Source organism: Ruegeria sp. AH7 (assembly GCF_056541325.1).
Genome location: NZ_JBQFYF010000001.1, coordinates 485,949 through 508,754 on the forward strand (window position 1 = coordinate 485,949; position 22,806 = coordinate 508,754).

At 57.5% G+C, this 22,806-nt stretch carries 24 protein-coding genes; 13 read left to right on the plus strand and 11 right to left on the minus strand.

Going from position 1 to position 22,806, the window contains the following annotated elements; genetic code table 11:
- Positions 1–15: 15 nt before the first annotated feature.
- From ACR0JX_RS02475 to glmM, 4 genes are all read left to right on the plus strand, one after another.
- Positions 16–1,386 (plus strand): multicopper oxidase family protein, encoded by a 1,371-nt coding sequence (locus tag ACR0JX_RS02475; RefSeq protein WP_480541097.1) that lies wholly within the window; start codon positions 16–18, stop codon positions 1,384–1,386.
- A 101-nt stretch (positions 1,387–1,487) separates the two neighbouring features.
- Positions 1,488–2,408 carry a dihydroneopterin aldolase gene (locus tag ACR0JX_RS02480; protein ID WP_480541099.1) on the plus strand — a complete coding sequence of 307 codons (921 nt, stop codon included), beginning with the start codon at positions 1,488–1,490 and terminating at the stop codon, positions 2,406–2,408.
- Entirely contained in the window at positions 2,405–3,403 is a 999-nt protein-coding gene (folP, locus tag ACR0JX_RS02485) for a dihydropteroate synthase (protein ID WP_480541101.1), read from the plus strand. Before ACR0JX_RS02480 ends, folP begins: the two co-directional genes overlap by 4 nt.
- Positions 3,404–3,436: 33 nt before the next feature.
- Entirely contained in the window at positions 3,437–4,780 is a 1,344-nt protein-coding gene (gene glmM, locus ACR0JX_RS02490) for a phosphoglucosamine mutase (RefSeq protein WP_480541103.1), read from the plus strand.
- Here the strand turns inward: glmM and ACR0JX_RS02495 are convergent.
- Positions 4,777–5,679, minus strand: coding sequence for a DMT family transporter (locus ACR0JX_RS02495; RefSeq protein ID WP_480541105.1), 903 nt, complete (start codon positions 5,677–5,679; stop codon positions 4,777–4,779). The two genes, glmM and ACR0JX_RS02495, sit on opposite strands and share 4 nt — an antisense overlap.
- A 79-nt stretch (positions 5,680–5,758) precedes the next feature.
- Here ACR0JX_RS02495 and ACR0JX_RS02500 point away from each other — a divergent pair, with 79 nt between their 5' ends.
- The gene (locus tag ACR0JX_RS02500) at positions 5,759–6,070 is read left to right on the plus strand and encodes an ArsR/SmtB family transcription factor (RefSeq protein ID WP_480541107.1); all 312 of its coding nucleotides are present in this window, start codon (positions 5,759–5,761) and stop codon (positions 6,068–6,070) included.
- Positions 6,067–6,522, plus strand: coding sequence for an SRPBCC domain-containing protein (locus ACR0JX_RS02505; protein WP_480541108.1), 456 nt, complete (start codon positions 6,067–6,069; stop codon positions 6,520–6,522). Before ACR0JX_RS02500 ends, ACR0JX_RS02505 begins: the two co-directional genes overlap by 4 nt.
- A gap of 45 nt (positions 6,523–6,567) precedes the next feature.
- Here ACR0JX_RS02505 and ilvC read toward each other — a convergent pair whose 3' ends face one another.
- A complete protein-coding gene (gene ilvC, locus ACR0JX_RS02510) occupies positions 6,568–7,590 on the minus strand; it encodes a ketol-acid reductoisomerase (RefSeq protein ID WP_170487659.1) in 1,023 nt (340 codons plus the stop codon).
- A 131-nt stretch (positions 7,591–7,721) separates the two neighbouring features.
- On the opposite strand from ilvC, the gene ACR0JX_RS02515 reads away from it, so the two are divergent.
- Entirely contained in the window at positions 7,722–8,177 is a 456-nt protein-coding gene (locus ACR0JX_RS02515; RefSeq protein ID WP_480541110.1) for an Lrp/AsnC family transcriptional regulator, read from the plus strand.
- Positions 8,174–8,632 carry an Lrp/AsnC family transcriptional regulator gene (locus tag ACR0JX_RS02520; RefSeq protein WP_480541112.1) on the plus strand — a complete coding sequence of 153 codons (459 nt, stop codon included), beginning with the start codon at positions 8,174–8,176 and terminating at the stop codon, positions 8,630–8,632. The genes ACR0JX_RS02515 and ACR0JX_RS02520 overlap by 4 nt, the downstream gene beginning before the upstream one ends.
- 6 nt (positions 8,633–8,638) lie before the next feature.
- Here the strand turns inward: ACR0JX_RS02520 and ACR0JX_RS02525 are convergent, their stop codons facing one another.
- Positions 8,639–9,340 (minus strand): GntR family transcriptional regulator, encoded by a 702-nt coding sequence (locus ACR0JX_RS02525; protein WP_480541114.1) that lies wholly within the window; start codon positions 9,338–9,340, stop codon positions 8,639–8,641.
- A gap of 234 nt (positions 9,341–9,574) precedes the next feature.
- Here ACR0JX_RS02525 and ACR0JX_RS02530 point away from each other — a divergent pair, with 234 nt between their 5' ends.
- Positions 9,575–10,702, plus strand: a complete 1,128-nt coding sequence (locus ACR0JX_RS02530; protein ID WP_480541116.1) for an aminotransferase class V-fold PLP-dependent enzyme — start codon at positions 9,575–9,577, stop codon at positions 10,700–10,702.
- A 12-nt stretch (positions 10,703–10,714) separates the two neighbouring features.
- Here ACR0JX_RS02530 and ACR0JX_RS02535 read toward each other — a convergent pair whose 3' ends face one another.
- The 3 genes from ACR0JX_RS02535 to ACR0JX_RS02545 all read right to left on the minus strand — a co-directional run bounded on the left by ACR0JX_RS02535 (position 10,715) and on the right by ACR0JX_RS02545 (position 12,964).
- Positions 10,715–11,911 (minus strand): UbiH/UbiF family hydroxylase, encoded by a 1,197-nt coding sequence (locus ACR0JX_RS02535; protein WP_480541118.1) that lies wholly within the window; start codon positions 11,909–11,911, stop codon positions 10,715–10,717.
- 73 nt (positions 11,912–11,984) lie between these two features.
- On the minus strand, positions 11,985–12,233 hold the full coding sequence (locus ACR0JX_RS02540) for a hypothetical protein (protein ID WP_480541120.1): 249 nt from the start codon (positions 12,231–12,233) through the stop codon (positions 11,985–11,987).
- 86 nt (positions 12,234–12,319) lie between these two features.
- The gene (locus ACR0JX_RS02545) at positions 12,320–12,964 is read right to left on the minus strand and encodes a pyrimidine 5'-nucleotidase (RefSeq protein WP_480541122.1); all 645 of its coding nucleotides are present in this window, start codon (positions 12,962–12,964) and stop codon (positions 12,320–12,322) included.
- A gap of 99 nt (positions 12,965–13,063) precedes the next feature.
- On the opposite strand from ACR0JX_RS02545, the gene ACR0JX_RS02550 reads away from it, so the two are divergent.
- Positions 13,064–13,711: a GntR family transcriptional regulator gene (locus tag ACR0JX_RS02550; RefSeq protein ID WP_170532641.1), complete on the plus strand. Its 648-nt coding sequence runs from the start codon at positions 13,064–13,066 to the stop codon at positions 13,709–13,711.
- Between the two features lie 3 nt (positions 13,712–13,714).
- On the opposite strand, the gene ACR0JX_RS02555 is transcribed toward ACR0JX_RS02550, so the two are convergent.
- Positions 13,715–15,595 carry a glycosyltransferase gene (locus ACR0JX_RS02555; protein WP_480541124.1) on the minus strand — a complete coding sequence of 627 codons (1,881 nt, stop codon included), beginning with the start codon at positions 15,593–15,595 and terminating at the stop codon, positions 13,715–13,717.
- 81 nt (positions 15,596–15,676) lie between these two features.
- Positions 15,677–16,843, minus strand: coding sequence for a glutamine-hydrolyzing carbamoyl-phosphate synthase small subunit (gene carA / locus ACR0JX_RS02560; protein ID WP_480541126.1), 1,167 nt, complete (start codon positions 16,841–16,843; stop codon positions 15,677–15,679).
- A 183-nt stretch (positions 16,844–17,026) separates the two neighbouring features.
- Here carA and ACR0JX_RS02565 point away from each other — a divergent pair, with 183 nt between their 5' ends.
- A complete protein-coding gene (locus tag ACR0JX_RS02565) occupies positions 17,027–17,512 on the plus strand; it encodes a GatB/YqeY domain-containing protein (protein WP_480541128.1) in 486 nt (161 codons plus the stop codon).
- 24 nt (positions 17,513–17,536) lie between these two features.
- Here the strand turns inward: ACR0JX_RS02565 and ACR0JX_RS02570 are convergent, their stop codons facing one another.
- Positions 17,537–18,028, minus strand: coding sequence for a DUF2244 domain-containing protein (locus ACR0JX_RS02570; RefSeq protein ID WP_480541130.1), 492 nt, complete (start codon positions 18,026–18,028; stop codon positions 17,537–17,539).
- A 43-nt stretch (positions 18,029–18,071) separates the two neighbouring features.
- Positions 18,072–18,671: a DsbA family protein gene (locus ACR0JX_RS02575; protein WP_480541132.1), complete on the minus strand. Its 600-nt coding sequence runs from the start codon at positions 18,669–18,671 to the stop codon at positions 18,072–18,074.
- 194 nt (positions 18,672–18,865) lie between these two features.
- Between ACR0JX_RS02575 and ACR0JX_RS02580 the strand changes: the two genes are divergently transcribed.
- Entirely contained in the window at positions 18,866–20,047 is a 1,182-nt protein-coding gene (locus ACR0JX_RS02580) for a S41 family peptidase (protein WP_480541134.1), read from the plus strand.
- Positions 20,048–20,166: 119 nt separating this feature from the next.
- On the opposite strand, the gene ctaD is transcribed toward ACR0JX_RS02580, so the two are convergent.
- Positions 20,167–21,825, minus strand: coding sequence for a cytochrome c oxidase subunit I (gene ctaD, locus ACR0JX_RS02585; protein ID WP_170532655.1), 1,659 nt, complete (start codon positions 21,823–21,825; stop codon positions 20,167–20,169).
- Between the two features lie 189 nt (positions 21,826–22,014).
- Here ctaD and ACR0JX_RS02590 point away from each other — a divergent pair, with 189 nt between their 5' ends.
- On the plus strand, positions 22,015–22,770 hold the full coding sequence (locus ACR0JX_RS02590) for a hypothetical protein (protein WP_480541136.1): 756 nt from the start codon (positions 22,015–22,017) through the stop codon (positions 22,768–22,770).
- Positions 22,771–22,806: the final 36 nt, after the last annotated feature.

Genomic DNA, 22,806 nt, shown 5'->3' on the forward strand with positions numbered 1-22,806 from the left:
GTCAGGAGGCCCGCAATGCCATTCAATCGAAGACAATTCCTGCAAGCCGCGGCAGCAGTGTCGTTGCTGCCCGTTGCGGCGAAGGCCGAGTTCCCGCAGCTTGAGGCGCGTGTTGCCCGTCAGCGCCTTGCACCAGAAGGGTTTCCTGAAACGGAAATCTGGGGCTTTGAGGGTACGGTTCCGGGCCAAACGCTGAGGTTTCGGCAAGGGGATCAAGTTCAACGCCGCTTGGTAAACAATCTTCCTCAACCGACGTCGATCCATTGGCATGGTATTCGTATAAACAATGCGATGGACGGGGTGCCGGGCTTGACGCAAGAGGCTGTCGCGCCCGATGGAACCTTTGACTATGACTTTGTCGTCCCTGACGCTGGCACCTATTGGTATCATGCGCATAATCGCTCGGTTGAACAGGTTGCGCGCGGGCTCTATGGGCCCCTGATCGTCGAGGAAGCCGCCGGCCCCAAAGTAGATCAGGACTTAATCCTGATGCTGGATGATTGGCGTCTGGACCCGGAAACAGCGCAAATTACCGATGATTTCAACAATGGCCATGATCTGAGCCATGCGGGCCGACTTGGGAATATCGTCACCGTCAATGGCGTATTTGATCCGGCCTTCTCGGTGGGTCGAAACCAGCGCCTCAGGCTCCGCCTGATAAATGCATCAAACGCGCGGATATACGATCTGGACCTCGACGGCCTGGCCGGGTGGATTGTCGCGTTGGATGGGATGCCTTTGGAATTCCCGCTGAGGGTCGCCGACACTTTCCCGTTGGCCCCCGCGCAAAGGATTGATTTGATTGTCGATGTTCTTGCCGAGACCACGGCAAGTCTGGTCAGCGTCGAGCGAGACGGCGGCTTTGGTCTGGTGCGGTTCGATGTGAAAGAAAGCGCGGCCCGTGCCCCGCGCGATGGCATAGCATCCCTTCCACCCAATCCCGTGCCTGAGGTGACGCAGATCAGCACTGCCCCGTTGCACCAGATGGTTTTACAGGGCGGGGCGATGCGGTGGTTGCAAAGCGCGCAGCTTGGCGGTGCGGACTTGTCAGGGCGTGAACTGGCGCAGCTTGGGCGGTTCTGGGCGTTAAACGGTATCGCCGAGCGCCCATATGATCCGTTTCTGGATGCCGCGCGGGGCAGCATTCACCGGATTGCGTTCGTAAACGAAACCGCTTTCCCACATGCCATGCATCTGCATGGTCATCACTTCCGTCTGGTATTGGAAGATGGGTCGCTGGGTCCCTGGCGTGATACGGTTCTGATTGAACGCGGGCAGACCCGGCAGGTGGTACTGGTCGCGGATAATCCGGGTGATTGGCTGCTGCATTGCCACATGCTGGGCCACGCCGCCGCTGGCATGATGAGCTGGTTCCGCGTTACTTGACGCCGCAATCAGTGGTTGGAATGGCGTTTGCATGAATGTTATAGGCCCTCGAAACGCCTAGACTGGGCGAACTGTTTTACGAGCCGGAAAAGGCCTGATCCATGAGTTCTGAAATCCGCCTTGCCTTTGCGCACCCGTCTGAACGGTCCGAGGCGACCTCGCCCCGAGGGCCGCTGGATCGCATTTCGCTTCGCGATCACACCGTCGAAGTTGAGATCGGAGCTTTTCAGGCCGAGCGCGGCACGACCCAGCGCATCTGCTTTAACATCGTTGTCGAAGTCCGCCCGCTGACGGCGGATATTGACGATGATGTGGATCGTATCCTGTCGTATGACCGAGTGACCGAAGCGATTGCCTATGAGCTGGCCGCAGAGCGTCTGAACCTTCTGGAAACGCTCGCCGAACGAGTGGCCGAGCGTATCTTGTTGGAACCGCAGGCGGTGCGCGTGTTTGTCCGGATCGAGAAACTGGATCGCGGACCCGGAGCGCTGGGGGTCGAGATCGTGCGCGGCAAGGATGCGATTCACCACGATGTGGTCGAAGAAGAACGCCCGCATCCGCGTCTTGTTTTCCTGTCCAATGACGCCATTGCATCTGGCAACCTGAAAGGCTGGATCGACCAATTGGAGAACCGCCAGCGGCCATTGATCCTGTGTGTTGGCGCCTCTGATCTGGTGATGCCGCAAACCGGCCACGCCATGACTCAGCGCCGGATCGACCTGCTGTCCATCGAACAAAACGCATGGGTTTTGGCCGCACGGGATCACCGCTGTGTCGTTGTTTCAACTCGAACCGAGTTGGATTGGGCGATGAAAAACGGCCAAATCTGCGTTTGGGCCCCGTCCAAGATCGTGTTGGATGCGGTTGACGGTCCATCAGCTGCGCCTTCGGACGCGGTTGCACTAGCCGCGTGGTTTGCCGCGACATTCGAGGCCAGCGAGATGATGGTCATCGGAGGCGAGTTGCCGAAAGAACCCAAGACGCCGCTGCGCTCGGTTGCCGTCGATCAGGCACAATTGTGAGGGATTACTACCGCCCGCTCGTTCAACATGGCGCGGCCCGGCCCGAGGACGCTGTGCCGTTGGCGGGTCAGGCGCTCTGGTTTACCCATGTCGAGGTTCTGTTGCGGGGTCGCGAGCCAAGTGTCGTCATGGCGGCAGAGGTCCCGGCTGATCAGTTGGACAGCCTCAGCCGTCCGCGCGCAGCTATTGCGGGCCTCGACATGGCACAACCTCAGATCATGGGCATTCTGAACGCCACGCCAGACAGTTTCTCGGATGGGGGTGTACATAGCACCGTCGACGCGGCGCGGGCAGGCGCGGTTGAAATGGTCGCTCATGGCGCAACCATTCTGGACATTGGTGGCGAATCCACGCGACCCGGCGCAGATTTTATCCCAGAAGACGAAGAAATAGCCCGGACACGCCCGCTGATCGAAGCGATCCGGGCCGAAACAGATGCTTTGATTTCAATCGACACCCGCAAGGCGGCGGTGGCCAAAGCGGCCTGCGCAGCCGGGGCGGGTTTGGTCAACGATGTGTCTGGCTTTACCTTCGACCCCAAGCTTGCCCCGTTCTGCGCCGGGCTCGGCGCGCCGGTTTGCGTGATGCACATGCAGGGCGATCCGGCCACGATGCAGGATGATCCGCAATACGATGACGTCGTGCTGGACGTTTACGATTTTCTGGAAAGCCAAATCGCTCGTCTAGAGGCGATGGGCTTGAGCCGCGACCTGGTCATCGTTGATCCCGGCATCGGTTTTGGCAAAACCGAGCAGCACAATCTGGCCCTTCTACGCAATCTCAGCGTGTTTCACGGGTTGGGCTGCCCGATTCTGTTGGGCGTGTCGCGCAAGGGCTTTATTGGATCAATCGGGAAAGAGCCGCAAAAAACCGCCCGCGCGCCGGGATCAATCGCCCTTGCTCTGGACGGATTGTCCCAAGGTGTGCAGATCATCCGGGTGCATGACGTGGCCGAAACTGCTCAGGCCTTGCGTCTATGGGCTGCGGTCCGGTAATCCGGTCTCAACGATTTTGGTGAGGGGTCATTGATGCGCAAGTTGTTCGGAACAGATGGTGTGCGGGGCACGGCCAATACCCATCCGATGACAGCCGAAATGGCCTTGCGTATCGGGGCTGCGGTTGGGCGGTATTTCCGCCGTGACGCCTCAGGCGTACACCGTGTGGTTATCGGTAAAGATACGCGACTGTCCGGCTATATGCTGGAAAACGCGCTGACAGCAGGTTTGACCTCAACTGGAATGAACGTGCTGCTGTTGGGCCCTGTGCCGACACCCGCAGTGGGTCTGATGACCCGGTCCATGCGCGCCGATCTGGGGGTCATGATTTCGGCCAGCCACAACCCGGCCATCGACAATGGGATCAAGTTTTTTGGGCCTGATGGATTCAAACTGTCCGATCAGGCCGAGATCGAGATTGAGCGCTTGATTGAAGAGGGCGTCAGCCCGGCCCAAGCACAGAATATCGGCCGCGCCCGCCGCGTCGACGATGCGCGTTTTCGCTATGGCGAGCGGATCAAATCCTCTTTGCCACGCGATGTGCGGCTGGATGGCCTGAAGGTTGTGATCGATTGCGCCAACGGGGCCGCGCACCGCACCGCGCCGGAAGTGCTGTGGGAGTTGGGGGCCGAGGTGATCCCGGTTGGCATTGCGCCGAACGGCAAGAACATCAACCTCAACTGCGGATCGACACAGCCGCAATTGGCCGCAGAGACGGTGGTGGCGCATGGCGCGCATGTGGGGATTTGCCTGGATGGCGACGCGGATCGGGTCGTCGTTATCGATGAGACTGGAAAAGTAGCGGATGGTGATCAGTTGATGGCCTTGCTGGCCTTGGCCTGGGCCAAGTCTGGCCAGTTGAAAGGCGGCGCTTTGGTCGCCACCGTTATGTCTAACCTTGGGCTAGAACGGCATTTGCAGTCGCAGGGTTTGCAGCTGGAACGCACCGCGGTTGGCGACCGATATGTGGTCGAACGCATGCGAGACGGTGGCTTCAACCTGGGTGGGGAACAATCCGGCCATATCGTGATGAGCGACTATGCCACCACCGGTGACGGGCTTATGGCGGGTCTGCATTTTCTGGCCGAAATGGTTCTGTCGGGCCGTAAAGCCTCGGATCTCGCGCGGCAGTTTGAGACCGTGCCACAGTTGTTGAAGAACGTCCGCTATGCTGCCGATCAAGCCCCGCTTGAAGCACAAAATGTCAAGGCAGCGATTGCCGATGCCGAGGCCCGCCTGAACGGGCAGGGGCGTCTGTTGATCCGCAAATCAGGCACAGAACCATTGATCCGAGTGATGGCAGAATGCGAGGATGATGCGCTTCTGTCTCAGGTGGTCGATGGCATCGTGGCCGAGGTCGAAGCGGCTGCCGGCTAGCGGCCGATCAGCAATTTACGCAGGCTGAACCACTGGCTGATCGCCAGCCCGGTCAGGATCATCGCCAGCGCGATGAAGAATCGCAGTGGCAGCGCCTCGGACAGAACCCAGGCACCGAACACCATCGACCAGATCGGAACCTGATAGTTCACCAGCGTCAGAAAGACTGACCCCGCACTGCGAATGATCGAGACCCTCAGTAGCGTTGCAAAGGCGGTCGGAACCAGCCCGAGGATGATGATGGCAAGACCCGAGCGCGCGCCTTCCCATTCCGGCAGCCCTTCTATGACCAGCATAAGTGGCAACAAGCAAACTGCGCCGACCACAAGCGTTAGCGCGGCCAGAGTCACCGGGTCGATTGGCGGGCAGCGCCGGGTGAAGATCGAGGCCACAGAATAGCACAGCGCAGCTGTGATACAGGCAAGCTGGGCCAAAGGCTCGGCCCCTTGTCCGATCTGGGCAAGCCCCGGACCTATCAGGACCAAAGCGCCAGCAAACCCCAGAGATACCCCCAGCATTCTGCGCACATTCAGCGGTTCGTCGGAAAAGAAATGGGCCAATGGTAGAACCATCAGCGGGATCGCTGCCATGGAAAGGCCTGCGAAAGCCGATGGAACATATTGTTGACCCCAACTGAGCAGCATGAAGGGCAGAGCGGTCGACAGCAACCCGATGATGACAATCGTCCCCCAAAGGCTGCGATCCGGTCCGGGCATCCGACGACCAGTGACAGCCATCAAACACAGCAGGGTGATCGCACCCAGCGTCGTCCGTGCCGTTGCGACGGTCACGGGTCCATATCCCTCTAGCGCCATGGCGACCACCATGAACGTACCACCCCAGATGAGGCCGAGTGAAATCACACCACTCCAATCGCGGTAGTTGGGGTCTTGAACCATAATTCCCCCTTATCCTTTGATTTTACAGATGTCACGTGGCTGAATTTGACAATACGTAAGTTGTAACTTACGGTAAGTTATGACTTACCATGATACATTTTCAGCCCTAGGTGATCCAACTCGCCTTAGGGTTTTCGAAGCGGTAGCGGCCCGGCCTTCTGCGGTCGGGGCCTTGGCGGAAACGCTACCCGTCAGCCGCCCAGCGGTATCGCAGCATCTGAAGGTTTTGTCTGACGCCGGATTGGTCGAATGCCGATCAGAAGGGACGCGTCGTATTTACTTTGCACGTCCAGATGGGTTGGACAGCATTCGGGCATGGCTGGAAAGACACTGGTCGGACGTGCTGGGCAGTTTTGCAGAAGAAATCAATCGGGAAAGGCACGATGTATGACCAATCCAATTGTCAAATCTATTACCGTGAACGCTGCGCCGAATAGGGCTTTTGATGTCTTCGTTCATCGCGTTGCAAACTGGTGGCCGCTGGACGGCCATGCAGTGTCGGCCGCCAAGGGAAAACCAGCGCTGGCGGTCATGATCGAGCCTTGGGTTGGTGGTTCGGTGTACGAAACGATGTGCGATGGCGGAAGGGCCGACTGGGGCGAGGTGCTGATCTATGAAGAAGGTCGGCGCGTGGCATTCACCTGGCACCCTGGCACGAACAAAGACCTTCCAACGCGGGTTGAGGTGGTTTTTGAAGAAAACGATCCGGGCAAAACCCTTGTAACGTTGACCCATTCGGGGTGGGAAGTCTGGGCTGCAAAGGCGCCGGAGAAACGGGGCGGATACGATACAGGCTGGGATTTTGTTCTAGGCGAGTGTTACGCCAACGCATTCACAAAATAGAAAGGGCGACCACTTTGGTCGCCCTAACTCTGACATCTGTCAGGCTTAGTTCTTTTCTTTGTCGACCATCTTACCGGCCGAGATCCAGGGCATCATGGCACGCAGTTTTGCACCTGTTTCCTCGATCATGTGCTCGTCATTGGCACGGCGCGACGCTTTGATGGTCGGCTGGCCGACTGCGTTTTCCAGCATGAAGTCACGAACGAATTTACCCTGCTGGATGTCGTTCAGAACTTCTTTCATGCGTGCTTTGGTCTCGTCGTATTTCAGGATACGTGGGCCTGTGACGTACTGGCCGTACTCAGCTGTGTTCGAGATCGAGTAATCCATGTTGGCGATGCCGCCTTCATAGATCAGGTCAACGATCAGCTTCACTTCGTGCAGACACTCGAAATAGGCCATCTCGGGCGCGTAGCCCGCTTCGACCAGAGTTTCAAAGCCGCAGCGGATCAGCTCAACCAAGCCGCCGCACAGAACAGCTTGTTCGCCGAACAGGTCGGTTTCACACTCTTCGCGGAAGTTGGTCTCGATGATCCCCGAGCGGCCGCCACCGATGGCCGAGCAGTAAGACAGGCCGATTTCCAGTGCTTTGCCGGTTGCGTCGTTGTTGACGGCGACAAGGCAAGGCACGCCGCCGCCTTTCGTGTATTCGCCACGCACGGTATGGCCGGGGCCTTTGGGGGCCATCATGATGACATCGACGCCTTCTTTCGGCTCGATCAGGCCGAAATGGACGTTCAGGCCGTGAGCGAAGGCAATGGCCGAGCCGGGCTTGATGTTGTCATGCACGTATTTCTTGTAGGTTTCGGCCTGCAATTCGTCGGGCATGGTGAACATGATGACGTCGCACCATGCTGCCGCTTCGGCGATACCCATGACCGTAAGACCTTCACCTTCGGCTTTCTTGGCTGAGGGCGAACCTTCGCGCAGGGCGACGACCAGGTTCTTCGCACCCGAGTCGCGCAGGTTCAGCGCGTGCGCGTGACCTTGCGAGCCATAGCCCAGAATGGCCACTTTTTTGTCTTTGATCAGGTTGATGTCGCAATCGCGATCGTAATAGACGCGCATTTCGCTGGTCCTTTCTGTTTCGATTGCTGTGCTTTTAGCCGGGGCTTTTGGTATTGGCGAGCGCGTCGGCATCAGATATTCACAAAAAACAAGAAGAAGTATTCGTGTTGGTGAAAGATTCTGGAAAATTCATGCTTGATGAGATTGATCGACGTATCTTGCGCCATTTTCAGGCCGAGCCCAGCCTTTCGACCGCTGAATTGGCCGAACGGTGTCGGATCACGCAAGGTGTTTGTTGGCGACGTATCGAAAAGATGCAGGCCGCAGGAATTGTCGAGGGCCAAGAGGCAGTGATTGACTGGACCGCTTTGGGCTACGCGGTCGAGGTGTCATTGCGTGTGACACTGGATAAGACACAGCCGCGCGCATTTGATGAGTTCACCGCTGCAGCCCGACAGGTGCCAGAAGTGATCGAGATACAGACCTTTCTGGGTAGGGTGGATGTGCGCCTGTCCATTCTGGCAAAGGATATGGCGCATTATCAGCAGCTGTATCGGGATCGCATCCTGACCCTGCCGCATATCGCTGATATCGAAGCGTTAATGCATATCGCGCGGGTCAAGCGGGACGAGGTGCTGCCGGTATGATCGAACTCGACGAAACTGATCGACAGATCCTGCGCCCCCTATGTCTGGACGCAACCCAAAGCGCGGGTGCCCTTGGTCGCAAACTCGGATTGTCACAGCCCGCCACGTGGCGGCGTATTCGCAGGCTCGAAGAGGCCGGCGTCATCAAGGGCCGCCGGCTGCGCCTGAATGCCGAGGCTTTGGGGTTCGGCGTTACGGTTTTCCTGGGTGTGAAGCTGGCCCGCAAAGGACAGGTCAGTCTGGAAGATTTCGAACGCGCCGTCAGTGCTATCCCCGAAGTGCAGACTGTCGAACATGTGTTGGGGCTGTATGATTACCGGTTGCGTGTTGTGGCGCGTGACTTGTCCGATTTCGAGCGGGTACTGCGCCGCCGGATCATGACCCTGCCGGGTGCAGGCGATGTTGAGGCGAATGTCCTACTCAGCGAGGAACGGCTGCCCGGGCCGATTGGGTGACAGCGTCTAGTACTTTGTCCGGATGCGATAGCTCGGGTGATGCGTGATCCGCGCAAAACTTAACGGGGTGTCATCTTTCCATGTCGTCTTTTCCATCTGGATCATCGAGGTCCCGGCTGTCGTACCCATGAACTCTGTAAGGCGACTGTCAGCCGAGACTGCGCTGAACGATACTTCCGCTTCGTTAAACGGCGCGGCGTTCAACAGCCATTCATGCGGACCACTATCGGTTAGATTGGCATCTTCGATCTCGGGAACGGCTTCGATATTGATCCAGCGCTCTTCCAACTGAAAGGGGCGGTTGTCGGCATAGTGCATGCAGGTCAGGTTCAGAACACGTGCGTCGCATGCTACGCCGAGCTGCGAAGCCAGCCATCCCGGGCTGAATTCTACATTCCGTTCTACCAGCGCATACCGATAGTCAGCGTTTTGGTTTTGCACCATCTGCCGGGCCAGCAAAAGCTCTAGCTTTGCATGACGGCTTGGTTCCTTTTTAACCCGCGTCCCGCTTTTGCGCTTGCGTTCGACAAAGCCCTGATCGGCGAGTTCGCGCAGCGCCCGATTCACAGTTGCACGGGCGCAGTTGAACTCTTCAGCCAGTTGCGTTTCTGTCGGTAAAAGCGAGCCCTGAGGCCAGATGCGGCTTTCGATACGGCGTTTGACTTCGTCACGAACGACCTGGAAGCTGATCCGCTTTTGAACATTCACCTGTGAAATTATCCCTTCAAGCAAAAAGTGTATGCATCTGGTCAGAAGCAAGCAAAAGTGTAAAGGGGAGCTGATACTAATTGGCGTCATTTTTGCTGTATTTGAAGCCTTTAGTACTGAATCCCAGGGATTGTTTCACTTGACCTTAGGTCAGTTTTGTCGCGCCGTTTTGACTTTACCCGCCCATGTAATCCCGCCAGTCTTTCAACCAAATGCTGTAGAGAAGGATTCGAAATGCCTGCATTGCTGGAAACCGTGGATCCAGACGGTCTTGAAGAGTTCTCGGTTGTCTTTACCGATCGCTCGTTGAATCACATGTCGTCGAGATTTCAGCAGGTCATGCGCGATATCTCTGACATGCTGCGCGAGGTATACAACGCCGATGGCGTTGCCATCATTCCCGGCGGTGGCACCTATGGGATGGAGGCTGTTGCCCGTCAATTCGCTCGCAACGCCGAGGTTCTGGTCGTGCGAAATGGCTGGTTCTCCTACCGGTGGAGCCAGATCATCGAAAGCGGTGCTTTGACCAAAGCGGTGACTGTCCTGAAAGCCCGGGAAACCGGGAATTCCAGCCCATCGCCTTTTGCACCTGCGCCTATCGAGCATGTGATTGCCACCATTCGTGAGATCCGCCCAGATGTGGTCTTCGCGCCGCATGTGGAAACCTCGGCCGGGGTGATCCTGCCCGATGACTATGTGGCCGCTATGGCTACTGCTGCGCATGAGGTCGGGGCCTTGATGGTTCTGGATTGCATCGCGTCTGGCTGTGCCTGGGTGGATATGAAAGCAACCGGTGTGGACGTCCTGATCTCGGCCCCACAAAAGGGCTGGAGCGCATCGCCCTGCGCCGGTCTTGTCATGCTGTCCGAGCGGGCCGAGGCGCGGTTGCAAGAGACCGAGTCCGACAGTTTTGCAGTGGATCTCAAAAAGTGGCGTCAGATTATGCAGGCCTATGACAATGGGGGACATGCCTATCACGCCACCATGCCCACGGATGCGTTGACTGCGTTTCGCGATACGATGCTTGAGTCGCAAGGTTACGGGTTCGAGAAGTTGCGCGATGCGCAATGGGCATTGGGCAATGGCGTGCGGGCGCTGTTGAAGGAAAAAGGTGCTGTCTCGGTGGCCGCGGATGGCTTTGGCGCGCCAGGCGTTGTTGTCAGCTATACGGCTGATCCGGACGTTCAGAATGGAAAAAAATTCGCAGCGCAGGGAATGCAGATCGCGGCTGGCGTGCCGCTGCAATGTGACGAACCGGCTGGGTTCAGCACGTTTCGGCTTGGTCTGTTCGGCCTCGACAAGCTGTATGATGTCGATGGCACCATCGCCCGCTTGAAACGCGTTCTGGATCAGGTTCTATGAACCTGTTGGGCCTTAGCGAACGCCGAGGCCCATCTGCATCAGCGTCTTGCGTACTGGTGCCATCGAATACAAGGCGTTCAGCCCCATAGCGCGGGCATCGCGCAACGGGCGCGCCTCGATCATCGAGGCGCGGTTCAGCAGGTCAATGCCTTTAACCCGCAGGTCAATCTCGGCGTGTCGCGCCTTGTGATAGGCATCCAGCATTTGCGCGTCGCCCAAACCATCGGGTCGGGCTTGCGCCAGATCCAGCAGCGACCGCAGATCACCCAGCGACATGTTCAGGCCTTGCGCGCCGATAGGGGGCACCACATGGGCGGCCTCGGCCATCAGCGCGATGCGCTCGCCCGACAGGCGCGCAGCAGATTGGCTGATGATTGGCCAGATCGTCCGGCGCGAGGCCAGTTTCAACGGCCCGAACAAACCGCAGGACCGCTCGGTCATCGCGGTTTCGAATGCATTGGTATCGAGGTTCAGCAACTCAATCGCACGTGGCCCGCGTTCCATCCAGACGATTGCAGATGAAGGTTGACCCTGCCAATCGGGCAAAGGCACCAGCGTGAAGGGGCCACCGGACAGGTGTATCTCGGTCGAGACGTTTTCATGCGCTATGGGATGTGTGACGGCAAAGGCAAGCGCTTTCTGGCCATAGCGTGTGGTGTGAACTGTAATTCCCGCGGCTTCGCGCATGGGAGAATTCCGACCGTCTGCAGCGATGATCAGTTTGCACTGGAGCCGGCTGCCATCACTCAGGCCGACACGCGCCTCAGCGGTGCGGGTGAACAGGCTGACGGTACCTGTTCCGGGGCGGAAATCGACGTTGGGCAACTCGGCCAGCCGAGCCACCATCTCGCGTCGCAGCAGCCAGTTGGGCAGGTTCCAGCCAAATGGCTGATCCGAGATGTCAGAGGCGTTGAAATCCCGCACCACGCGCGGTTCAGGGATGTCACCGCCCGCGTCAACGATACGCATAATCTGCAAGGGAGCTGCGTACGATTTCAGCCGGCCCCACAATCCACACTGTTCCAACAACGCCTGCGCGGGCTGAAGAAAGGCCGTGGTCCGCAGGTCTGACCCATCAACATCGCGTTCAGTGATCGGAGGGGTCGGGTCAACGCAGACCACATTGTACCCAGCTGTGCCAAAGGCCGCCGCCGCAGTCAGGCCCGCGATTCCTCCGCCGGAAATCAGGATGTCACAGCTGTTGCTCATGGCGCTCACTCCGTTCCCGGCAGACCCTAGTGCGGTTCCGTCGCCTGCGCCAAGTGACATCCTGTCTCGTGCCCTATCCGCGTGAAATCAGGATGAGGATCAGGAACATGATTGGGACCATCAGTACCGCTGGGATGTAAAGACCCGGCAGACCGAATAGCAAAGCCGAGCACCCCCACATGCTGAAGATCGCCGCCGCAGTATACACCAGGTCTTCGGGTTTGCCCTCTGCGGCGTCTCGTGCCAGCCAGCCAAGCAGGGGAATTCTATAAAACAAGCGCTGCCAAATCGGCTGGCGCCGAGGCATCTCGATCGCGGTCATCGGGGTCTCCGTTCTGTTCGTCGCAAAACGGGATATAGGATTGATGCTGCAGGTGCAGAATGTGCAGATCGTCGCAGTGTGACAGCCTATCGCAGGCGCGCCAGAAAGGCGGTTAGATCGTCCGTGTGATGGTGGATATGGTCGGCCTCATGCGGGTCTGGCGCGACGTGAACGGTGCGCATTCCCATCTCGTGCGGGGCGGCCAGATTGCGGGGGTCATCCTCGAACATGGCAGCCTTATCGGCCTGAATGCCATCCTGCGCAAAGATCGTCTCGAAAGCTGCCTTTTCCGGTTTCGGGCGATAGCCTGCATGTTCGACGCCGTAGATCGCATCAAACAGTCCTGTCAGTCCACGCGCCTCAAGCACACGTTCCGCATAGGGCGCGCTGCCATTGGTATAAACGATACGACGGCCGGGCAGGGCGCGGATTTGGGAAGCCAGTTCGGCATCGGCGTCCATATGGCTCATATCGACCTGATGGACCGCATGCAGATAGGGATCAGGGTCCAGGTCGTGTTCAGCCATCAACCCTGCCAGCGTGGTGCCATATTCGCGCCAGTAATGGTTGCGCAGCCGGTCGGCCTCGGCCCGGTCCACGCCAATGGCCTGTACGACGTAATCCGTCATCAACACCTCGATCTGGTCGAACAGGCGCATGTGCGGCGGATAAAGAGTGTTGTCCAGATCGAACACCCATTGGGTGACGTGGCTAAAGGCAGGTTTGACCATGATGTGGGTTTAGGCTGCAATCTGGTGCTTTTCAATGCCGGGCTTGATTGCACGGCCCGGACACGGATAGACATGTCCGAACGAGGAGACGTAAGACACATGCCCCAATCCCGACAATCCAACAAGGACGCCTATAGCCTGATCTTGGAAGCGATTGACGTGGGTGTCTACAAACCCGGCAATCGTCTGGTCGAAAGTGAGTTGGCCGAGCGGTTTGGTGTCTCGCGTACTCCGATCCGCGAGGCGCTTCAGCGGCTTGAGACGCAGTCTTTGTTGGAACGGGACGGGCGGTCGCTGATCGTGGCGTCTTTGGATCACAACCAGATGGCTGAGTTGTATGTGGTACGGCGCGAGCTAGAAGGTCTAGCCGCCCGTCTGGCCGCCAAGCATGCCACCGAAGAAGAAATCAGAGTTCTGCAGGAAATGGTGGCCGAGGATGATGCTTTGGTCGATGACCCAACCGCCTTGGCGCGTGCAAACCGTCGGTTTCATGAGCAGATACATTTGGCCTCGCACAACCGGTATCTGGTGCAACAACTGGATCTGGTACACCGCACGATGGCCTTGATGGCAACAACGTCCCTGGCGGTTCAAGGGCGTGGCGAGATTGCGCAGAGCGAACACAAAGCCATTGTCGATGCCATTGCCGCACGGGATGAAGAAGCCGCAGGCCGCGCCCTGAAAGAGCATATCTCCGTCGCGTTTATGACACGCCTCAAACAGGATGCCGTGCGGCGGGAAAACTGACGCTTAGACCTGTTGCAGGTCCTCGGCTGCTTGGCCGTGTTGGGTTTTGTCCCAGAAGAACGGGTTGAACACCAACTCCCACAACGCCTTGTAGGCCGCAACGACGCCCAAGGGAAAATACAGCCCCATCGTCGGCACCCATGGCAGAAGGAACCGCCGCTCGCGTGCGGCGACGGCAAGCATCCCAACCGCAATGTTGATCGTTTCGGTTACAATGAACAGCATTAGCAAAGGCGGGATGAGAGCAGAGTGCAAGATGGTTTGCATTGGGTTCGACACACCCAGTGTCGATAACCAAAAGACCCATAGTACCGGAGCCAGAAGGAACTGTCCCAGAGTGCCCAGAAAGAACGCCTGAATCCCGGCAAACTTCATCAGTCCAAGATCGCGGTACAGTTTCAAGGGGCTGCGCATATGCACCAGATAGGTGACCATAAACCCCTTGAGCCAGCGCGAACGCTGTTTGACCCAGGGCCAGGCGCGGAAATTGGCCTCTTCATAGGTTGTGGTATCAACCATCTCGGTCCTGTATCCGGCACGGCTGAGGCGCACGCCTAAGTCTGCATCTTCGGTCACGTTATGGGCATCCCAGCCGCCCAGTTCGACCAGTTTGTCACGGCGAAAGAAAAACGTGGTTCCACCCAATGGCACTACAAGGCCCAACCGAGCAATCCCTTGTAAAATCACGCGAAACCAGCTGTTATACTCGATCGTAAAACAGCGTGAGCGCCAATTGGTGCGAGGGTTGTAGTAGTCCAGAACCCCTTGCAGGCAAACCACATCCGGTGCGGCTTGGGTGAAGTGTTCGACAACGCGTTCGATCTGATCCGGTTGAGGCGCATCTTCGGCATCCCAAACGCCCAGAATGTCGCCCCGGCAGAAATCCAGCGCATAGTTCATCGCGCGCGGCTTTGTAGTCAGGCCTTTCAACTCGGGAACTTCGACGGTTCTGATCCAACTGGGCAGGTCGACCTTGGCAACGGTTTCGCGCGTGACATCGTCACTTTCTTCCAGCACCAGGATCACATCAAGCAGCGCTTTGGGATAGGTCAACCGTTGCAAACGTTGGATCAAAGCGCCTGCAATCTCGCGTTCTTTGTACAGCGGGACCATGATAGAGACACAAGGTTGTCGCAGGGAAATCGGGGCGGTTTTGGGATCAGCCTCGCGTGGTCTGATCCGCGATACCAGAAAGGTCAACGCGCCTGCCACTCGCAAGATCATGAACAGGATCAACGTGGTAACAGCCGCCATCAGAAGAACGGAAAGCCCGAACTTCGGCATCAGCGCAAAAAGGGTCGTCACCCCAATTGCACCCAAAACCGGAACGGCGCGCGAAACCGGTGTCCAGGTGCGGCAGCTTTGCGACTCATCAACGCGTGCTTCGGCAGCATGGGCCAAAGGCATCGCAAATTGCTGCGATATCACCCGGTCAATCTGGTCTGGCGCGGCCAGAACCGGGATGATGGCATAGGGGCAGTCCTGCATTTCAGCGGTGACAGTTGGAAACCGGTCAGGTCGGGCAGTGGCGACCAGAAGAAGGGGGCCGATGCGCATCCACGGGATGACATTATGCGCCAGCCAGAATTCCACCGGCTTGAACTCGGACAAGCCCGGGGTGGGCGGGATTTCTTCAAGGTCGGCAATTTGCCAGCCGCTTTGTGTGGACAGGGCCGTCAGAACATCAGCGCGACTGACCCACCCCTCGCCAACCAGAATTTCGCCCAAAGAGGCTTTCTGTCGCGTTTGGAGGTCCAGCGCTTGCCTCAATTGATCCGCCGTTATTGCGCCTTGTTCAATGAGACAGGCCCCAAGGGGTTTGCGCAAACCTTGCGGCGGGATCGGTGCTGCAGAGGTGAAATTCTGAAGATTCAATTCAACCATTAAAAAAACCCTGACGCAGCGACCTGTCGTCAGGGTTGATCCATTTAGGTTAATAGCGGGTTAACCTTGGGCAGTGGGCGATTATGCCTGCGCTTTACGGCCCGCCATGGCGTCTGCGAAACGTTCGAACAGGTAGAAACTGTCCTGTGGTCCGGGTGACGCCTCAGGGTGGTATTGAACCGAATAGACGGGGCGATCCGTCATGCGGATGCCGCAGTTCGATCCGTCAAACAAGGATCGATGGGTTTCTACAATGCCCTCGGGTAGGGTCTCGGCATCCACCGCAAAGCCATGGTTCATCGAGGTGATCTCGACCTTGCCGGTATCCAAGTCCTTGACCGGGTGGTTCGCACCGTGGTGGCCGTGGTTCATCTTGATGGTTTGCCCACCAAGCGCCAGAGCCAACATCTGGTGGCCAAGGCAGATGCCGAAGACCGGCAGTTCTGTCGTCTCAAGAATTTCTTTAATCATCGGCACGGCGTACTCACCAGTCGCGGCGGGATCACCCGGACCGTTTGACAGGAACACTCCGTCGGGATTGTGAGCCAAAACCTCGCCGGCAGTGGCGGTTGCCGGCAGCACGGTCACATCGCAGCCCGCCGAGGCAAGACAGCGCAAGATGTTACGCTTGGCACCATAGTCAATTGCAACGACCTTATGAACAGGTGCTTCCTGACGGGCATAGCCCTCGGGCCAGGCCCACCGCATTTCATCCCAGCGATAGCTTTGGGCGCAGGTAACTTCTTTGGCCAGGTCCATGCCTTCCAGACCGGCAAACCCACGCGCCGCTGCAATCAATGCCTCAATATCGAATTTCCCTTCCGGGTCATGGGCCAGCGCCACATGCGGCGCGCCTTGCTGACGGATCGCGCGGGTCAGGCGGCGGGTATCAACACCGCCAATGGCGATCCGGCCACGGCGGGCCAGCCAATCCTTCAACTCTTCAGCGGAGCGCCAGTTCGAGGGTTCGGTCGGATCCCATTTGACCACCATACCGGCGGCCACCGGATCGTTGGTTTCGTCATCTTCGGGGTTCACACCGACGTTGCCGATATGCGGGAAGGTGAAGGTGACGATCTGTCCGGCGTAAGAGGGATCAGTCATGATTTCCTGATACCCTGTCATCGCGGTGTTAAAGCACAGCTCGGCCACAGTTTGGCCTGTTGCGCCGAAGCCTACGCCATAAAACAGGGTTCCGTCGGCCAGAGCCAGACATGCGGTGGGCTTGGACGGGGCATTCTGGACCATGGCGCAACTCTCCTAAAGGGTAAATCGGCGCATAACTAAGGGGGTTATGCCTTCGGGTCAAGTGTGTTCAAATTTTTGGCTATCGTTATTTATCAATAGGTTAAATGGTTTCGCACCCTGTTGTATCATGCTTTTTGTTTGGATATGTTCGGGGTTCCTTTGTCATGGGGATGGACAAACCAAATGGACATGCGATCACGGGTGAACACCGCCCTGAAGCAAGCAATGAAAGACAAAGCGGTCGAACGTCTATCGACACTGCGTCTGATCAACGCCGCAATCAAGGATCGGGATATCGCCTCGCGCGCTTCTAACAATGAAGAGGCGAAAGGGTGCGGCGATGCCGAGGTTCTTGAAATTCTTGGTAAAATGACCAAGCAGCGCAAGGAAAGCGCGCGCGCTTATGAAGAGGGCGGACGCCTGGATCTGGCCGAACGTGAAATGCGTGAGGTTGCGATCATCGAGGAATTCCTGCCCAAACAGCTGGATGACGATGAGGTCACACAGGCAATCCAATCGGCGATCACGTCCACTGGTGCCGGTTCGATCCGGGATATGGGCAAGGTGATGGGTGAGCTTAAGACGCGCTATACCGGCCAGATGGATTTTGGCAGGGTCGGCCCCATGGTCAAAGACCACCTCTGTGCCGCATCAAGCGACGGCTGCTGAGCATCCAACCAGATGTGAACTTAGCTACTGCGCGGCAGGACCGCGCAGTCGTTCCACCAGCTCATCATATAGGCTGATACGTTCCTCTTCAGACAGGAACGCGCCAATCTCTACCTCGCGCCCGTCACCGACAAGGGTGACGTAGTAAGGAACCGGTCCGCCTTTCCTGTGCATCTCTGGACGCGCCCAATAGCGGTTGCAGGACCATTCCTGCTGTTGCCTACCCGGTGTGCGATGGATCAGCTGGGCGCGGGTCCCATTCAGTGTGAGCACCTCAAACACGCTGCGTGCCTTGTAGTTCGTTTGGATTGCCAGCCACAGGCCCAGAACTGTCAGCAACAAGAAGGGCAGCAGACCCCAAAGTACGACCGATCCCAGCATCGCCAGGATCGGGATCAGCCCAAACAGAAATACCGAAAATATGACGATCATTGCCCCACGTGGTGGCAACGAATTGTGTGGCCACAAGCGTAGCTCTTGTTCCGTGTCCGAGGTTTGGGTCCATTGGTAGGGCATGGCTGAAACCTAGCGTATGAGCCCGCTGTGTCGATGGCAAAGTTTAGACGACATGTCCAACGCGAGCCCAGGACAAAGCGTCGTCCAACCTATCATCGCCCCAGAACACTTCATCGCGCACAACAAAGCTGGGTGCACCGAAAACGCCGAGTTTGGTCGCGCGTTCGGTTTCGGCCTCAAGCCCGGCAATACAATCTGCGTTGCGGGCACGCGCAAGTGTCAGGCGCGGATCCTGCTGACAACGCAACAAGGCTTCGGACAAGGCGGATTCGCTACCAGCTTCAACGCCCTCTTCAAACCAGATCCGGTAGAGGTTCTGAGTGAAATCCTGCCCCCAACCGTCCTGCATCCCCAGAAACGCGACCTGATTGGCAAGTCCCAGGTCCGAGATGGGGTAGGGTGCAGGCAGTTTTGCGTGGATGTGATACTTGGCGGCCCGACGCTCAATATCCCGCCACATATATGCGGTCTTTTGGGGTTTGCCTGCAAACGGCGTGTTCTGCTGCGCCATCATGACCGTGCGCACGTTAAAGGGGCGCCAATGCACGGTTGCATCGGTTTTGGCGCACCAGTCATCCAACCTCATGACGGTCAGAAAGCTGTAGGTGCTGCCGATCGAATACCAAAAGTCGATTTCAGGCATATGAACCCTCCGGGTTGCCGGAACAGTTGCCCGGACGAGAATAGCTTATTTTCGAGTGTTTGGCGAATTGAAGGGGCTGCGGAGTTTTTGGCAAGCGGTTCGGAGCGGGCGGGCTTTTTGTTTCAAAACGACCTGGCGTCGTGCTTCGTCGTATGGAAAGTGGACATCTCGGTGTGTCCCTATAGTCTCTGCTCATGTCTTTGTTGAGCGATCTAGATCACGTAGTGACGACGGTATTGTCGACCGATCCCAGTTTCAACAAGGTCAAGCCCAACGCGTTGGATCAGTGTATCGCTGACGCTCGACGGGATGCGCTTGCCGATGCAAAGGACGACTTTTTGATGTCCTTGATGCGCTTGCTCGCCCTTCCGGGGAATGGGCATACCCGACTGATTCCGAACAATGCAATTTCAGTGTTGCCCTTGCGGTTCGTTGCCATCGGTAGCCACGTGAACCTGGTGGGAAGTGCGCCAGGCCTTGGTGCTGCACCCGGAGCGCGACTGATCGCTGTGAACGGTGTCTGCGTGAAAGACATTGAGGCGCGCGCTGCCGACTATTTGGCGGGAACAAGTCAGCGTAAACGTGTAGTTGGCCCGATGCTATTCGCATGGCCGCACGCCTTGAAACGCTTGGGTGTTTGTAAAGAGGTCGGTTTGATCGAATACAAACTCAGGACGGATGCGGGACAAACAACCTATCTGAGAATGCACGCCGAAGACACGGTTTCTGGATCAATCTGGTATCCAAGAAACGAACACGGAAAATCCGATGCGGCATGGGTCCCAACGGAGTTCCTGAAAGTTCGGGATTTTCTCGAAGATGGGCTCGTGCTTGCGTTTCCTAGTTTCTTTGACCTGAGTAAAAAGAAGCTGCCTGATGCGATATGTTCGGCCGCCGAACACGTAAGGTCCTGTGCGAGCACACCTCTTCTTATTGATGTCAGGGGAAATACCGGCGGCGATTTTCTTAAAACGATGCCTCTTGTCGATGCGATATCGGAGGGTGCAACAGATCGAAACGTCGGATTGCTCGTCGATAAGTTTACGTTTTCTGCAGCGATCGTGTTTGTGGCGATCATCAAATTCCGCTTGGGAGCCAGATGCCAAATCATAGGCGAGGAAATGGGCGATGGGCTCAGGTTCTATGCAGAAGGAGGTTTACTCGATCTGCCCGCAAGCGGGGCGAGTGTGCGATATTCGACCGCATATCACGATTGGGCCACTGGTCGGATCGATGAAACGACACCCGCCGAAATTGCCGAGCAAATCGTGCCGGTTGGAACACTTAAGCTGGACAGGGCTTGGGTGGCAGGGGCGTTGAATGCAGACCCAGACGATGGGGTCTATCGCGACATCCTAAGAGGAATGAACATGTGACCCCATATGCGCTGTCTCAGCGGATATGATCTCTCAGGCAACTACCGCATTTAGGCGTTTGCTGTACAAAGAAAAAACCCCGCCGGTTCGGGCGGGGATTTCTGTGGTCTCTGACCGGATCAGTGCGCGTGGCCCTTATCCCAGTCTTCCTGCTTTGGCAGCTGCTCGAACGTGTGTTCAGGCGGCGGGGTGGGCAGGGTCCATTCCAGCGTGTCTGCGTATTCGTTCCACGGGTTCGGACGTGTCTCTTTCGCGCCACGGAACAGGGCGTAGAACACGATGCCGAAAAACAGGATGAACGAGGCAAACGAGATGAACGCGCCAATCGACGAGACATAGTTCCACTGCGCGAACGCTTCGGGATAGTCGATATAGCGGCGCGGCATGCCCTGACGGCCCAGGAAGTGCTGCGGGAAGAAGGTCAGGTTGGCGCCGATGAAGAACAGCCAGAAATGAACCTTGCCCCAGAACTCCGAGTACTGACGACCCGTCATCTTCGAGAAGTAGAAGTACACACCCGCGAAGATCGCGAAGACGGCACCCAAGCTCATCACATAGTGGAAGTGCGCCACAACGTAGTAGGTGTCGTGATAGGCACGGTCGATACCAGCCTGCGACAGAACCACACCGGTCACACCGCCAACGGTGAACAGGAACAGGAAGCCGAAGGCGAACAGCATCGGGGTCTTGAACTCGATGGAGCCGCCCCACATGGTCGCGATCCACGAGAAGACCTTAACACCAGTCGGAACCGCGATGACCATCGTGGCCAGCATGAAGTAAGCCTGCTGACGCAGCGACATGCCAACGGTGTACATATGGTGCGCCCAAACGACGAAGCCCAGAACACCGATTGCGATGATCGCCCAGACCATCGGCAGGTAACCGAAGATCGGCTTGCGCGAGAAGGTGGCGATCACGTGGCTGATGATGCCAAAACCGGGCAGGATCACGATGTACACTTCCGGGTGGCCGAAGAACCACAGGATGTGCTGATACAGGATCGGATCACCACCACCGGCCGGATCAAAGAAGGTGAAGCCAAAGTTGCGGTCCATCAGCAGCATGGTGATTGCGCCCGCCAGAACCGGCAGCGACAGAAGAATCAGCCACGAGGTGATGAAGATCGACCAGCTGAACAGCGGCACCTTGAACAGGGTCATGCCCGGGGCACGCATGTTCAGGAAGGTGGTGATCATGTTAATCGCGCCGAGAATCGAGGAGGCGCCCGATACGTGTACGGCGAAAATCGCAAGGTCCATGGACATGCCGCCTTCGGTCGTCGACAGCGGCGGATACAGAACCCAGCCCACGCCCGAGCCAAGCTGATCGTTACCGCCGGGGCTCAGCAGCGAAGCGATACCCAGCGAGGTACCAGCGACGTACAGCCAGAAGGACAGGTTGTTCATCCGCGGGAACGCCATATCCGGCGCGCCGATCTGCAAGGGCATGAAATAGTTGCCAAATCCACCAAAGAGGGCTGGGATGACAACGAAGAACATCATCAGAACACCGTGATAGGTGATCATGACGTTCCACAGGTGACCGTTGGGGGTACACGGGTCGGCCATGAACCCTTCGAGGCACATGTACTGCACACCGGGGTGCATCAGTTCAAGCCGCATGTAAACGGTCATCGCCACCGAGATCAGACCGGCCAGAGCCGAGAAGATCAGGTAGAGAATCCCGATGTCTTTGTGGTTGGTCGACATGAACCAACGCACAAAGAAACTGCGCTGGTCTTCATGATCGTGACCATGAATGGCTGCGTCTGCCATTATAGGTGCCTCCTGTTGCAACTGCACCGCGCAGTCGGACCTCTCCAACGCGCGGGATTCCTGCTGGTTTTAGAATGCGAAGAGGGCGCCTTCAATGGTCGAGTTTGATATGGATCAAGATTAATTGTCGCGGGCAGCGGTTGCAGCACTTGGTCAAAGGGCACACATGTCTTTGCTGGAGGACTCTGAATGATGCTGAAATACGCGACGACCGAGCAGGCAAAAACAGCGTCAGGGCTGCGTATGATCGTGGTTGGCGGCGTGCCCAGCCCCTGGAGCGAGGCGGCCAAAGGATTATTCCACGTCAAGAACATATCATGGATGCCCGTCTATTTGGATCAGCAGGACCGCGCACAGGCCGTTTGGGCTCAGACAGACAGCGCTCCGGTTGTCTTTTGGGAAGATGAAAACCCGGTTTCGGACGCGGCCCAGATCGTTTCGCTGGCTCAGCGCATCGCGCCTGACCCGGATTTGGTTCCTGAGGCGGCAGCCTCTGAGATCATGGCGTTCATAAACCTCCTGGCGGCCCCCGGTGGGCTGGGATGGCACAGGCGGTTGCAGCAGATCCATGCGGGGCTTGAGGGGCACGATGGCGGATTTCACCCCAAAATCGCCGCCTATCTGGGCGCAAAATACGGGTATGATCCAGAGGCAAGCGCTTTGGCCGAAGAGCGTGCAAATGAGATCCTGAAACGCGTCAGCGCTCAGCTTGATGCCGGTGGAGATTTTCTATTCTGCAATCGTCTGACCGCCGCAGATATCTACTGCGCTGCCTTTATGGCCCTGTTTTCACCCTTGCCAGATGCACTCTGCGCCATGCGGCCCAGCACCCGAGTTGTGTTCGCACATGTCTCGGATGAAACGAGGGCAGTTTTGTCATCTGGTTTATTGGCGCACCGGGACAGAATGTATCAGGACTGGTTGGCGACGCCCTTGTCGCTGTAGCACCCGTTTTTTTGCGGCTTGACCGCATCGATGGGG

Excerpts from the sequence above, each read along its gene's own strand:
- ACR0JX_RS02475 (WP_480541097.1), top strand. The coding sequence starts at position 16 with ATGCCATTCAATCGAAGACAATTCCTGCAAGCCGCGGCAGCAGTGTCG.
- ACR0JX_RS02480 (WP_480541099.1), top strand. The coding sequence starts at position 1,488 with ATGAGTTCTGAAATCCGCCTTGCCTTTGCGCACCCGTCTGAACGGTCC.
- glmM (WP_480541103.1), top strand. The coding sequence starts at position 3,437 with ATGCGCAAGTTGTTCGGAACAGATGGTGTGCGGGGCACGGCCAATACC.
- ACR0JX_RS02495 (WP_480541105.1), bottom strand. The coding sequence starts at position 5,679 with ATGGTTCAAGACCCCAACTACCGCGATTGGAGTGGTGTGATTTCACTC.
- ACR0JX_RS02500 (WP_480541107.1), top strand. The coding sequence starts at position 5,759 with ATGACTTACCATGATACATTTTCAGCCCTAGGTGATCCAACTCGCCTT.
- ACR0JX_RS02505 (WP_480541108.1), top strand. The coding sequence starts at position 6,067 with ATGACCAATCCAATTGTCAAATCTATTACCGTGAACGCTGCGCCGAAT.
- ilvC (WP_170487659.1), bottom strand. The coding sequence starts at position 7,590 with ATGCGCGTCTATTACGATCGCGATTGCGACATCAACCTGATCAAAGAC.
- ACR0JX_RS02515 (WP_480541110.1), top strand. The coding sequence starts at position 7,722 with ATGCTTGATGAGATTGATCGACGTATCTTGCGCCATTTTCAGGCCGAG.
- ACR0JX_RS02520 (WP_480541112.1), top strand. The coding sequence starts at position 8,174 with ATGATCGAACTCGACGAAACTGATCGACAGATCCTGCGCCCCCTATGT.
- ACR0JX_RS02530 (WP_480541116.1), top strand. The coding sequence starts at position 9,575 with ATGCCTGCATTGCTGGAAACCGTGGATCCAGACGGTCTTGAAGAGTTC.
- ACR0JX_RS02535 (WP_480541118.1), bottom strand. The coding sequence starts at position 11,911 with ATGAGCAACAGCTGTGACATCCTGATTTCCGGCGGAGGAATCGCGGGC.
- ACR0JX_RS02540 (WP_480541120.1), bottom strand. The coding sequence starts at position 12,233 with ATGACCGCGATCGAGATGCCTCGGCGCCAGCCGATTTGGCAGCGCTTG.
- ACR0JX_RS02545 (WP_480541122.1), bottom strand. The coding sequence starts at position 12,964 with ATGGTCAAACCTGCCTTTAGCCACGTCACCCAATGGGTGTTCGATCTG.
- ACR0JX_RS02550 (WP_170532641.1), top strand. The coding sequence starts at position 13,064 with ATGCCCCAATCCCGACAATCCAACAAGGACGCCTATAGCCTGATCTTG.
- ACR0JX_RS02555 (WP_480541124.1), bottom strand. The coding sequence starts at position 15,595 with ATGGTTGAATTGAATCTTCAGAATTTCACCTCTGCAGCACCGATCCCG.
- carA (WP_480541126.1), bottom strand. The coding sequence starts at position 16,843 with ATGGTCCAGAATGCCCCGTCCAAGCCCACCGCATGTCTGGCTCTGGCC.
- ACR0JX_RS02565 (WP_480541128.1), top strand. The coding sequence starts at position 17,027 with ATGGACATGCGATCACGGGTGAACACCGCCCTGAAGCAAGCAATGAAA.
- ACR0JX_RS02570 (WP_480541130.1), bottom strand. The coding sequence starts at position 18,028 with ATGCCCTACCAATGGACCCAAACCTCGGACACGGAACAAGAGCTACGC.
- ACR0JX_RS02575 (WP_480541132.1), bottom strand. The coding sequence starts at position 18,671 with ATGCCTGAAATCGACTTTTGGTATTCGATCGGCAGCACCTACAGCTTT.
- ACR0JX_RS02580 (WP_480541134.1), top strand. The coding sequence starts at position 18,866 with ATGTCTTTGTTGAGCGATCTAGATCACGTAGTGACGACGGTATTGTCG.
- ctaD (WP_170532655.1), bottom strand. The coding sequence starts at position 21,825 with ATGGCAGACGCAGCCATTCATGGTCACGATCATGAAGACCAGCGCAGT.
- ACR0JX_RS02590 (WP_480541136.1), top strand. The coding sequence starts at position 22,015 with ATGATGCTGAAATACGCGACGACCGAGCAGGCAAAAACAGCGTCAGGG.